The sequence below is a fragment of the Curtobacterium flaccumfaciens UCD-AKU genome, assembly GCF_000349565.1.
GTDB lineage: Bacteria > Actinomycetota > Actinomycetes > Actinomycetales > Microbacteriaceae > Curtobacterium > Curtobacterium poinsettiae.
In genome coordinates this window covers 1-11,549 of the sequence record NZ_KB714611.1, presented here as the reverse complement: position 1 = coordinate 11,549, position 11,549 = coordinate 1, and the positions used below count along the sequence as shown (strand labels likewise).

General features: G+C 71.4%; 11 protein-coding genes. 4 read left to right on the top strand and 7 right to left on the bottom strand.

Annotation, left to right across the window (positions count from 1 at the left end; genetic code table 11):
- Window positions 1-42: 42 nt before the first annotated feature.
- The 5 genes from H489_RS26380 to xseA all read right to left on the bottom strand — a co-directional run bounded on the left by H489_RS26380 (window position 43) and on the right by xseA (window position 4,439).
- Window positions 43-1,446, bottom strand: coding sequence for a class II fumarate hydratase (locus H489_RS26380; RefSeq protein ID WP_017886731.1), 1,404 nt, complete (start codon window positions 1,444-1,446; stop codon window positions 43-45).
- 119 nt (window positions 1,447-1,565) lie between these two features.
- Window positions 1,566-2,180 carry a carbonic anhydrase gene (locus tag H489_RS26375; RefSeq protein ID WP_017886730.1) on the bottom strand — a complete coding sequence of 205 codons (615 nt, stop codon included), beginning with the start codon at window positions 2,178-2,180 and terminating at the stop codon, window positions 1,566-1,568.
- A gap of 74 nt (window positions 2,181-2,254) precedes the next feature.
- Window positions 2,255-2,890, bottom strand: coding sequence for a DUF4245 domain-containing protein (locus H489_RS26370; protein WP_017886729.1), 636 nt, complete (start codon window positions 2,888-2,890; stop codon window positions 2,255-2,257).
- Complete coding sequence (locus H489_RS26365) at window positions 2,887-3,132, bottom strand: exodeoxyribonuclease VII small subunit (protein WP_017886728.1); 246 nt, start codon at window positions 3,130-3,132, stop codon at window positions 2,887-2,889. The genes H489_RS26370 and H489_RS26365 overlap by 4 nt, the downstream gene beginning before the upstream one ends.
- Before the next feature lie 71 nt (window positions 3,133-3,203).
- The gene (gene xseA / locus H489_RS26360; protein ID WP_017886727.1) at window positions 3,204-4,439 is read right to left on the bottom strand and encodes an exodeoxyribonuclease VII large subunit; all 1,236 of its coding nucleotides are present in this window, start codon (window positions 4,437-4,439) and stop codon (window positions 3,204-3,206) included.
- A 126-nt stretch (window positions 4,440-4,565) separates the two neighbouring features.
- On the opposite strand from xseA, the gene H489_RS26355 reads away from it, so the two are divergent.
- Window positions 4,566-5,630 carry a 4-hydroxy-3-methylbut-2-enyl diphosphate reductase gene (locus H489_RS26355; RefSeq protein ID WP_017886726.1) on the top strand — a complete coding sequence of 355 codons (1,065 nt, stop codon included), beginning with the start codon at window positions 4,566-4,568 and terminating at the stop codon, window positions 5,628-5,630.
- Window positions 5,627-6,364: a DUF6264 family protein gene (locus H489_RS26350; protein WP_017886725.1), complete on the top strand. Its 738-nt coding sequence runs from the start codon at window positions 5,627-5,629 to the stop codon at window positions 6,362-6,364. The genes H489_RS26355 and H489_RS26350 overlap by 4 nt, the downstream gene beginning before the upstream one ends.
- A 424-nt stretch (window positions 6,365-6,788) precedes the next feature.
- Here H489_RS26350 and H489_RS26345 read toward each other — a convergent pair whose 3' ends face one another.
- A complete protein-coding gene (locus H489_RS26345; protein ID WP_017886724.1) occupies window positions 6,789-8,048 on the bottom strand; it encodes a M18 family aminopeptidase in 1,260 nt (419 codons plus the stop codon).
- Window positions 8,049-8,221: 173 nt separating this feature from the next.
- Complete coding sequence (fbaA, locus tag H489_RS26340; protein WP_017886723.1) at window positions 8,222-9,250, bottom strand: class II fructose-bisphosphate aldolase; 1,029 nt, start codon at window positions 9,248-9,250, stop codon at window positions 8,222-8,224.
- Between the two features lie 159 nt (window positions 9,251-9,409).
- Here fbaA and glpX point away from each other — a divergent pair, with 159 nt between their 5' ends.
- Together glpX and H489_RS26330 are read left to right on the top strand one after the other, a co-directional pair.
- Window positions 9,410-10,399, top strand: coding sequence for a class II fructose-bisphosphatase (gene glpX / locus H489_RS26335; protein WP_017886722.1), 990 nt, complete (start codon window positions 9,410-9,412; stop codon window positions 10,397-10,399).
- Between the two features lie 83 nt (window positions 10,400-10,482).
- Window positions 10,483-11,379 carry a hypothetical protein gene (locus H489_RS26330; RefSeq protein ID WP_017886721.1) on the top strand — a complete coding sequence of 299 codons (897 nt, stop codon included), beginning with the start codon at window positions 10,483-10,485 and terminating at the stop codon, window positions 11,377-11,379.
- Window positions 11,380-11,549 lie beyond the last annotated feature (170 nt).

Genomic DNA, 11,549 nt, shown 5'->3' with positions numbered 1-11,549 from the left:
CGGGCCTCCCGTCCGTCCTGGGGATGCGTCAGGAGCGTCGCGTCAGTTCGGGTGGGTCATGCTGAGGACGTCGAGCGCCTCGTCGAGCTGCGCCTCGGTGACCTCGCCGCGCTCCACGTGGCCGAGGGCCACGACGGCCTCGCGCACGGTGATGCCCTCGGCGACGGCGTACTTCGCGACCTTCGCCGCCGCCTCGTAGCCGATGACCCGGTTGAGCGGGGTGACGATCGACGGCGAGGACTCCGCGAAGGCGCGGGCACGCTCGAGGTTCGCCTGCAGCCCGTCGATGGTCTTGTCCGCGAGCACGCGCGAGCTGTTCGCCAGCAGGCGGATCGACTCGAGCAGCGCCGTGCCCATCACCGGGATGGCGACGTTCAGCTCGAACGCACCCGATGCGCCCGCCCAGGCGATGGTGGCGTCGTTGCCGATGACCCGGGCGCCGACCATCAGGGTGGCCTCGGGGATCACCGGGTTCACCTTGCCGGGCATGATCGAGGAACCGGGCTGCAGGTCGGGGATGTGCAGCTCGCCCAGCCCGGTGTTCGGACCGGAACCCATCCAGCGCAGGTCGTTGTTGATCTTCGTCAGGCTGACGGCGAGCACCTTGAGCGCACCGGACGCCTCGACCAGGGCATCTCGTGCGCCCTGTGCCTCGAAGTGGTCGACGGCCTCGGTGATCGGCAGGTCGGTGTCGCTCGCGAGCTGGGCGATGACCCGCTGCGGGAAGCCCTTGGGGGTGTTGATGCCGGTGCCGACCGCGGTGCCGCCGAGCGGGACCTCGGCGACGCGGGGGAGCGTCGCCTGCACCCGCTCGATGCCCAGGCGGATCTGGCGGGCGTAGCCGCCGAACTCCTGCCCGAGGGTGACGGGCGTGGCGTCCATCAGGTGCGTCCGGCCGGACTTGACGGCGTCGGCCCACAGGGTGGCCTTCGCCTCGAGCGACTCGGCGAGGTGCTCGAGCGCGGGCACGAGCGTGCGGATGAGCGCTTCCGTCACGGCGACGTGCACGGAGGTGGGGAAGACGTCGTTCGACGACTGCGAGGCGTTGACGTGGTCGTTCGGGTGCACGGCGGAACCCGCGATGTCGGACGCCAGTGTCGCGAGCACCTCGTTCATGTTCATGTTCGACGACGTGCCGCTGCCGGTCTGGTAGACGTCGACCGGGAACTGGTCGTGGTGCTGCCCACCGATGATCAGGTCGGCCGCACCCGCGATGGCGTCGGCGACGGCGGGCTCGACGATGCCGAGCTCACCGTTCACGATGGCCGCGGCGCGCTTGATCCGCGCGAGCGCCACGATCTGCGCCGACTCGAGCCCGGTGCCCGAGATGGGGAAGTTCTCGACGGCGCGCTGGGTCTGGGCACGGTAGAGCGCCGACTTCGGCACCCGTACCTCGCCCATGGTGTCGTGCTCGATGCGGAACTCGGTCGGGGTGGTGTCGGTCACGTCGTCGTGGTCCTTCCTGGGGTGCTCGCCGGTCGCGGTCGCGCCGGCCCGTGCCTGCGCCCCGGGGTCGCCGGGGCGGTCGTCGTCGGGGTCGGTGTCGGGGTCGGGGTCGGCGTCGGTCAGACCTGGCCGACGACGGTGTCGATGGTGACCTCTCCGGTGGCGAGGTCGTAGGTCGCCCCGACGACGGCCAATCTACCCTCGGCCACGGCGTCGGAGACCGCGCCGGAGCGCTCGATTACCTGGCGGAGGGTCGCTTCGAGGTGTGCGGCGCCGACGGCTTCCTGCGGCAGCTCGGCGTCGGTGCGCCGGACCTTCTCGACGCTCGGGGCGATCGCGTCGACGAGGGCCTGCAGGTGCGGGGCGGGGACGGGCTCACCGGAGCGCGCGGCCGCGACGGCACCGCACCGGGTGTGCCGGAGCACGACGACCAGGGGAGTGCCCAGCGCGACGACCGCGAACTCGATCGAGCCGAGGACGACGTCGTCGACGATCTGGCCCGCGTTGCGGATGGCGAACAGGTCACCGATGCCGGCGTCGAAGACGTGCTCGAACGGCACCCGCGAGTCCGAGCAGCCGAGGACGGTCGCGAACGGCGACTGCGATCCTTCGAGTTCGGTGCGGCGGTCCGGGTCCACGCGGCCCATCCGACGCTTGTCGGCGGCGAAGCGGGCGTTGCCGTCGACGAGCAGGCGCAGGGCGTCGGACGGGGTGGAGGCGGCGCGGTCGGGCATGGGACTCCTCGGTTCGGATGGGACGCAGCGGGGCGGGTGCGGTGGTGACGAGCGGCGGTCGTGCCGGTCGTCGGCTACTCGGTCAGTTGTCGGGAGACAGCGGTGGCCACGGTCCGGAAGGCCTTGTCGTCGGCCGTACCGGAGAGCACGATCGTGTCCTTGCCGAACGTCGAGACGAGCGAGTACGCGTGGTTGCCGGCGTCGGTGCCCTCGGCGCGGCGGTCGTACACGGTCCACTCCGTCTCGCCGATGGTGCGGTCACCGGTGGACGGACGCTGGTCGAGCTGGTTCGACACCCACGAGGCGTTGGCGTCGATGCCCTGCTGCAGACCGAGGTACTGCTTGTCCGGGGTCACGAAGCCGACGGTCCAGACGTCCACACCGTCGGTGGTCTTGTTCGCGAAGTCCGCTCGGTTGGCGCTGTAGCCGTCGGGCAGCGGGGGCGCCACCAGGGTGACGTCGTCGACCTGGGCCTTGGCCGCGATCTGCTGGTAGTCGACGGTGCGGTCCACGGTGGTGTCGGGCCGGACGACGACGGCGACCAGGAACAGCACGATGCCGAGCGAGGCGATGAGCGCGATGACCAGGTTGAACGCGGTCTGGTGCTGCCGGCGGGCGGTCCGGGCTGCGTCCTTCCGCGCCCAGGTCTCCTCTGCCGTCTCGGGGCGACCGAGCTCGGCGACGATCGGACGGCCGTTCGGGTCGGTCATCGGCCGGAGCCGTCCTGGGCATCGCTGGCGGCACGGGCCGCGTCGAGTCGCGCGCGGGCACCGACGAGCCACTCTTCGCACCGGGCGGCGAGGGCTTCGCCCCGCTCCCACAGCGCCAGTGAACGTTCGAGGGTCGCGGAGCCCTGTTCGAGCTCGCTCACGACGCGCACGAGTTCGTCGCGGGCCGCTTCGTAGCTCAGCGACTGGACGTCGGTCTGCTCGGGTTCCTGCTGGGATGGCACGGGACGATCCTACCGAGCGTCCACCGACGATCCGCCGCCCGGACCCAGGCTGTGGAGAACACCCGTCGTGCTCAGGAGCCGTCCGGGCCGGGGCCGTCCGGTTCGAGCGTGCCCGTGGCCGTGCCGGCGCCGAGCGTGACGTGCACCGGCGTCGCTCCGGACAGGTCGTCGGTGCCCCGGACGACAGCCCCGTCGGCCCGCTGCACGATGGCGTACCCGCGGCGCAGGGTGTCGCGGGGCGAGAGCGCCCGGAGGCGAGCGGTCAGGTGCCCGACCTCGGAGTGTCCGCGCTCGAGCCGGCGGTCGAGCAGCTCGCGGGCGCGGGACAGGTCGCGCGCGACCTCTTCCGCACGGGTGTCGACGAGCCACGCGGTCGACACCAGGGCCGGCCGCGACCGCAGCGCGGCGAGCCGGTCGGCCTCGACCGACAGCGTGTGCGAGAGCCGCAGCCCGAGCCGGGCGCGGGCGGCCCGCACGTTGGCGAGCTCCTCGGCGACGTCGGGCACGACCCGCTTGGCGGCGTCCGTGGGGGTGGAGGCGCGCAGGTCGGCGACCTCGTCGAGGATCGGGCGGTCGGCCTCGTGCCCGATCGCCGAGACGATCGGGGTCGACGCCGCCGCCGCCGCACGGACGAGTCCTTCGTCGCTGAAGCCGAGCAGGTTCTGGAAGTCGCCGCCGCCGCGGGCGATGATGATGACGTCGACCTCGGGGTCGGCGTCGAGCTCGAGGATCGCCGCGGTGACCTCGGCGACGGTCCGTTCGCCCTGCACCGCGGTGTGCACGGTGCGGAACTCCACCTGGGGCCACCGCAGCTGCGCGTTCCGCTTGACGTCCTTCTCGGCGTCGGAGTCCTTGCCGGTGATCAGGCCGATGCGGTGCGGCAGGAACGGCAGACGCTGCTTGCGGGACGGGTCGAACAGGCCTTCCTCGGCGAGGGTGCGACGGAGGCGCTCGAGGCGTTCGAGCAGGTCACCGAGCCCGACGTGCTTCATCTCGACGACCTGCATGGTCAGCGAGCCGCCCTTGACCCAGTAGTTCGGCTTGAGCGCCGCGACCACCCGGTCGCCCTGCTTGATGTCGGCCGGCACCCGGGAGCGCACACTCGACCAGATGGAGAACGACACGGTGGCGTCGACCTCGACGTCCTTGAGCTTGCCGTACACGTTGCCGCCGGCGACGTTCCACTGCGTGATCTCGCCCTCGACCCAGGCGGTGCCGAGCCGGTCGATCCAGTCGCGGAGCTTCGCGCCGAGGAGCGCCACCGGCCACGGGTTGTCGGCCGTCGGCGGGCCCTGTTCGATCGCCATGTCGCTCCTCGTCCTGCTGGGACGTCCATCGTGCCCGAGACCGGTGACAGGGGACGGACGTCATGTTGTCCACAGGCACCCCGCGCGCCCAGGTCGCGTGCGTGCCGCTCACCTATCATCGGGGACGTGACGATCACCAACGGCCACACGGTCCCGCTCGCCCCACCGCGTGTGCACGCGGCACGGGGCCGACTGCGTGACGAGCCGGTCGCCGGCCCCAAGAAGGTGCTGCTCGCCGCGCCCCGTGGCTACTGCGCCGGGGTCGACCGCGCGGTCGTCGCCGTCGAGAAGGCGTTGGAGCAGTACGGCGAGCCCGTCTACGTCCGCAAGCAGATCGTCCACAACGTGCACGTGGTCTCGACGCTCGAGCAGCGCGGCGCCGTCTTCGTCGACGACGTCGCCGAGGTCCCCCGCGGCTCGCACGTGGTCTTCAGCGCGCACGGTGTGTCGCCGGCCGTCGTCGCGGGTGCCGCAGACCGCGACCTGCACGCCATCGACGCCACCTGCCCCCTGGTCACCAAGGTCCACCGCGAAGCCACCCGGTTCGCGAGGGCCGAGCGCACCATCATCCTGATCGGGCACGCCGGCCACGAAGAGGTCGAGGGCACCATGGGACACGCCCCGGACCGCACGATCCTGGTGAGCGGCCCTGCCGACGTCGCGGCGCTCTCGGTGCCGGACCCGGACAACCTCGTCTGGCTGTCGCAGACCACGCTCAGCGTCGACGAGACGATGGAGACCGTGCGGCTGCTGCGCGAGAAGTTCCCGGCCATCCAGGACCCCCCGTCGGACGACATCTGCTACGCCACGCAGAACCGCCAGGTCGCGATCAAGAAGGTCGCGCCCGGTGCCGACCTGGTGATCGTGGTCGGCTCGGCGAACTCGTCGAACAGCGTCCGCCTGGTCGAGGTCGCGCTCGAGCACGGTGCCCGCGCCGCGCACCGCGTCGACTACGCCGAAGAGATCCAGCAGGAGTGGCTCGACGGCGTCGAGACGATCGGCGTGACGAGCGGTGCGTCCGTGCCGGAAGAACTCGTGGCCGAGGTGCTCGAACAGCTCGCCGACGCCGGCTACGCCGCCGTCGAAGAAGTCGTCACCGCACACGAAGACCTGATGTTCTCGCTCCCCAAGGAGCTCCGCACCGACGCATCGGGCAACCCGACGCGCGCGCTCGGCGGGCGTCGGGCATGAGCGGCGCGGACGGCTGGTCCTCGGTGCCACGCCGCCACCCGGCGAACCACGGCGACGCCGGCGTCGGTTCCGGCCAGGAGGCCCGGGGAGCGTCCCCGACGCCTGCCGGTCCCGCGAACGGTCGGCCCCAGGGCCGTCCCGCCCCGGGCTACGGCGAGTACGCGCCCGAAGGCTGGGTGAACCCGGTCCTCGTCGAGCAGGAGCGGCAGGAGCGGCAGGACCGCGAGCGACAGGACCAGGCCAAGGCCGTCGGCGGGCGCGACGCTGCTCCGCGCGACAGCGTCCGCACCGACCACGCTCGTCCGGACGCTCGCTCCGGTGCGGCCCCTGCCGGGGCGCAGCGGACGATGCCACGGAACCGGTTCGGTCGCACGCCGGCCGATTTCGTGCTCACCGTCGGGCTCCTGGCATTCGGACTCGTCTCCGTGGTGCAGTCCCTGTCGGTCGGTGACGTCGCCTCCACCGTGCGGCGCACCCTCGAGACCCAGTACACGGCGCTGAACGACCCGAGTGCCCTGAGCACGGCCGCCGTCATCGCCGCGATCACCAACGTGGTCGTCTTCGCCCTGGTCGCCTGGTGGTCCATCCGCCGGCTCCGGGCACGGAAGCGGACGTTCTGGGTGCCGCTGGTCGGCGCGGTCGTCGCCACGGCCATCAGCACGATCGCGTTCGTCGTCGTGGTCCTGCAGGACCAGGCCTTCGTCGACTTCATGCTGCGACAGTCCGGCGCCTGACCGCCTGACCGCCTGACCGCCTGACCGCCTGACCGCCTGACCGCCGGGCTGCTCGCCGCGCCCGCCCTCGGCCACCGAGTGGTCGCAACGTGCCGCGTTCCCGCCGTCGAGTGGTCGCAAAGTGTCGTCCGGCGCCGTCGCGCCCGACACTTCGTGACCACTCGGCCTTGCGCGCGTGGGGAGTCGTGACCACTCGGCGGCTGGTCCGTCGGCCAGTCGCGGTGCCGGTGCCCTTCCGGCGATCGTCGTCAGCCTCGCCGACACACCCAGCACCTGCGGTCGAGCGGTCGCAACACGCCGCGTTCCCGCCGCCGAGTGGTCAGGAAGTGTCGTCCGGCATCGGCGCGGCCGACACTTCGTGACCGCTCGGCCCTGCGCGCACAGGGAGTCTTGACCACCGCGGCCCGCCGACGCCGCCCGGAGGTCAGCCGGCCAGGAAGGCCGCGACCGCGCCGTGCAGGGCGGCCAGGTCGTCGACGTGCACGAGCTCCCGGATCGAGTGCATCGACAGCAGTCCGACGCCGATGTCGATCGTCGGGATCCCGAGCCGGGTCGCCGCGATCGGGCCGATCGTCGAGCCGCCGGGGATCGTGTTCACGTTGACGAACGGCTGCCACGGCACACCGGCGGTCTCGCACGCGGCGGCCCAGACGGCTTCGCCCTTCGCCTCGGTCATGTAGCGCTGGTTCGCGCTGATCTTCAGCAGCGGACCGGCTCCGGGACGCGGACGGTTCGTCGGGTCGTGCTTCTCCGGCTGGTTCGGGTGCACCAGGTGCCCGGCGTCGCTCGACAGCAGCCACGATGCACGGAACGCCCGGGCAGCTTCGGAGCGGGTGGCGCCGAGGCCCTCCTGCACACGGCCGAGAACGTCCTCGAGGAACGGACCCCCGGCACCGGACGGCGTCGACGACCCGATCTCCTCGTGGTCGAACGCCGCGAACACCGGGATGTGGTCACCGTCGGTGGGAGCGTCGACGATGCCCCGGAGTCCGGCGTGCACGCTCGTCAGGTTGTCCATCCGGCCGGACGCCAGGAACTCCCGCTCGATGCCGATCCGGGCCGGCGCCTGGGTGTCCGCGAGGAACAGGTCCCACGACACGGCACCCTCGCCGAGCCGGGCGAGCAGCCACTCCACGACAGAGGTCCCACCGGCGTCGCCGTCGACCCCGACGATCGGCAGGGTGTGGCGCTGGCGGTCGATCTCCTTGCCGTCGTTCACCCCACGGTCCAGGTGGATCGCCAGGTTGGGGATCCGGGCGACGGCATCGGTGCTGACGAGCCGCACGCTGCCGTCGGCGTCGACGACCCGGCCGGCGATCCGGAGGTCGCGGTCGAACCAGGTGGACAGGAGTGCGCCGCCGTAGACCTCCACGCCCAGCTGCTCCCAGCCCCCGGTGCGGACGCCGGGGTTCGGCTTGATGCGGAAGCCGGGGGAGTCGGTGTGGGCGCCGAGGATCCGGAACGGCGTCGTCGGGTCGGCACCGTCGGGCAGACGCCACGCGATGACGGCGCCGTCGCGGACCACCACGTACGCACCGGGTTCGGTCGGCCAGGCGTCGAGCTCGGACAGCTCGGTGAACCCGGCAGCGACGAGACGGTCACGGGTCGCCGCAGCCGCGTGGAACGCGGTCGGCGACTCGGTGACGAACTGGGCGAACTCGGAGGCGATGGCGTCGACGGTCACCCGACCATCGTGGCACGTGACGAGCGTGGCGGAGGCGAGCCGTGCCTCCAGGCCGTCCGTCGAGACGCCGGCGTCATCGCAAGACGCCCCCGGAAACGCGAGACGCCGCCGGAATCCGCGGTGTTTCGCGGACACGACGGCGTCTCGCGACGGGTCGGACGGGACGGACCTGCTCAGCCCTTGGCGTGACCGGCCGAGCCGAGGACCTTCGCGGCCTCGACGACGCGAGCCGCCATGGCGGTCTCGGCGACCTTGCCCCAGGCGCGGGGGTCGTACTGCTTCTTGTTGCCGACCTCGCCGTCGATCTTCAGGACACCCTCGTAGTTGCGGAACATCGAGTCCGCGATCGAGCGGGTGAACGCGTACTGCGTGTCCGTGTCGATGTTCATCTTGATGACACCGTTGCGGACGGCCTCGTGGATCTCGTCGTCGGTCGAGCCGGAGCCGCCGTGGAAGACGAGATCGAGGGGGTTCTCGCCGGTGCCGTGCTTCGCCGCGACGGACGCCTGGATCTCGCCGAGGAGCTCGGGACGGAGCTTGACGTTGCCCGGCTTGTAGACACCGTGCACGTTGCCGAAGGTGAGCGCCGCGATCCAGCGGCCCTTGTCGCCCAGGCCGAGCGCGTCGACGACCTTCTCGACGTCGTTCGGGGTGGTGTAGAGCGCGTCGTTCGTGCCCTCGTGCTGGACGCCGTCCTCTTCGCCGCCGACCACCCCGATCTCGACCTCGAGGATCGCGTTGATGTTCCGCGTCTTCTCGATCATCGTCTTCGCGATCTCGATGTTCTCGTCGAGCGGCACGGCCGAACCGTCCCACATGTGCGACTGGAAGATCGGGTTGCGTCCCTGCCGGACCTCTTCCTCGCTCGCCGCGATGAGCGGCAGGACGAAGCCGTCGAGGGCGTCCTTCGGGCAGTGGTCGGTGTGGAGCGCGACCGTGATGTCGTAGTTCTTCGCGACCTCGTGGGCGAACTTCGCCATCGCGAGGGCACCCGCTGCGCGGTTCTTGATGGTGTGGCCGGCGAAGTAGTCGGCACCGCCCGTCGTGACCTGGAGGATGCCGTCGGAACCGGCTTCCTGCAGGCCCTGGAGGACCGCGTTGATGGTCTGCGAGGAGGAGACGTTGACCGCGGGGTACGCGAACTTGCCCGCCTTCGCGCGTTCGATCATCTCGGCGTACTGTTCCGGCGTTGCGATGGGCACGTGGATCTCCTTCGACTTCGGTGATGTCCCCGCCGATCGTAGTCAGCCGGACTGGAGGCGCGGTCCGGGTTACGCGGTCGGCTCACGTCCGGCGTGCACATGCGTGCACGGACCCGGTGTCCGGACCGTGGGTCGGCCGCCGGTCGGTAGGCTCGGCTCGTGACTCCCACGACTGAGACCGGCTCCCTGTTCCTCCAGCCCGACCGCAACCTCGCGCTCGAGCTCGTGCGTGCGACGGAGGCCGCCGCGATCCGTGCGCAGCCGTGGGTGGGGCGTGGCGAGAAGAACCTCGCCGACGGCGCCGCGGTCGACGCGATGCGAAAGTTCCTCGGCACGGTGAACTTCGACGGCGTCGTCGTCATCGGCGAGGGCGAGAAGGACAACGCCCCGATGCTCTACAACGGCGAGCACGTCGGCAACGGTCACGGCCCGGCCTGCGACATCGCTGTCGACCCGATCGACGGCACCTCGCTCACCGCCGCCGGCCGCCAGAACGCCATCTCCGTCATGGCCGTCTCGGACCGTGGCTCGATGTACGACCCGTCCGCCGTCTTCTACATGGACAAGATCGCCGCCGGCCCCGAGGGGCGCGGTGTCCTGGACCTCGAGAAGCCGATCGGCGACAACATCCGCGCGCTGGCGAAGGCCAAGGGCAAGGACCTCGAGGACATGGTCGTCGCCGTGCTCGACCGCCCGCGCCACGACGAGCTGATCCGCGCCATCCGCGCGACCGGTGCCGGCACGCGACTGCTGCTCGACGGTGACGTCGCCGGCGGCATCGCCGCCGCCCTGCCCGGCTCGACCATCGACATGTGCGTCGGTGTCGGCGGCACCCCCGAGGGCATCATCACGGCGTGCGCGATCAAGGCGCTCGGCGGCGTGATCCTCGGCAAGCTCCAGCCGAAGGACGACGAGGAGCGCGAGCGCGCCATCGCCGCCGGCCACGACCTGGACAAGGTCCTCGACCAGGACGACCTGGTCACGGGGGACAACACGTTCTTCGTCGCCACCGGCGTCACCGACGGCGTCCTGGTCGACGGCGTGCGTCGTTCGCGCGGCGTCATCCACACCGACTCGCTCGTGCTCCGCTCTCGCTCGAACACGATCCGCCGCATCCAGGCGGACCACCGTGCGGAGAAGTGGTTCTAGGCCGGACGATCGTCCGCCGCTTCGGGGCGTCGCCGGTCTTCCGGCGGCGCCCCGTTGTGCGAGCCCTTGCGTAGGCTCGACGCATGACTGCGACAACGGCACGGATCGTCGGACTGGACACCGCGGGCATCCGCACGCTGCACGCGCAGGCGGACGGCACGGCCGACCGGCTGCCGCACGTCGTGCCGGTGGCGCCCGACCTCGGCGTGATCCTGGCGGACGAGGACGGTGCGATCCTCACCGCGCCGGCGCTCGCCGAGATGGGCTGGGCGGACGACGACGTCCTGCGTGCAGCCGTCGCCGCCGCGCAGGAGCAGGCCGGAGGCGACGTGGCGGTGATCCAGCCGGGCACGATCGTCATCCAGGACCCCGACCTCGCCGTGGTGCTCGTACTCGCACCGCAGGCGTTCCAGGGCATCGAGTTCCACGGCAGCGCAGTGGTCTTCCCGGTCGCGCCGACGACGTTCATCGTCACCGGCGACCAGGACGAGGACGGGCTCCAGGTCGCGGCCGGTGTCGCCCAGCAGATCCTGGCCGACGACGAGGGCGAGGTCCTGAGCGGACCGCCCATGGTGCTGCGCGGTGACGGGTGGGTCCGGTTCGAGCACCCGTCGCTCGACGGCGAGCTCCGGACGATCCGCGCGCTCTGGACCGCGACCGCCGCCAACCTGCAGCAGGACGCCCTGCAGGAGTCGTTCGACCGTCGGGGCGAGGACGTCCACGTCGGTGCGGTCTCGGTCGCCCGACTCGCTGAGGACGACCCGGCCTTCTCGTACTCGTCGTGGACCGAGGACGTCGAGACCGTCGTCGCCGAAGTCGACACGATCGTGCTCGTGACCCTCGACGGGCAGACGCAGCCCGTGCCGTTCGGTCGGCTGCGGGAGCTGGCGTCCGGATTGATCGAGGAACTCGAGGTCCGGCCGACGCGCTACCGGCTCCGTGGGTTCCCGGATCTCGAGACGGTCCGCGCGGCCCTCTGACCACTCGACCCCGGTCGGTGGCACTCGTCCCCGTCGCTGCCCCCTGATATGGTCACACTCGCGCGCTTGTGGACAACGGCGCGAGAGACCGGACCTGGGGAGGAATGATGGGACGACCGTCGGGGTGGGACGTTGTCGATCAGGGTGACGATCCGGTCAAGGGTGATCCG

Excerpts from the sequence above, each read along its gene's own strand:
- H489_RS26370 (WP_017886729.1), bottom strand. The coding sequence starts at position 2,890 with ATGACCGACCCGAACGGCCGTCCGATCGTCGCCGAGCTCGGTCGCCCC.
- H489_RS26375 (WP_017886730.1), bottom strand. The coding sequence starts at position 2,180 with ATGCCCGACCGCGCCGCCTCCACCCCGTCCGACGCCCTGCGCCTGCTC.
- xseA (WP_017886727.1), bottom strand. The coding sequence starts at position 4,439 with ATGGCGATCGAACAGGGCCCGCCGACGGCCGACAACCCGTGGCCGGTG.
- H489_RS26330 (WP_017886721.1), top strand. The coding sequence starts at position 10,483 with ATGACTGCGACAACGGCACGGATCGTCGGACTGGACACCGCGGGCATC.
- H489_RS26350 (WP_017886725.1), top strand. The coding sequence starts at position 5,627 with ATGAGCGGCGCGGACGGCTGGTCCTCGGTGCCACGCCGCCACCCGGCG.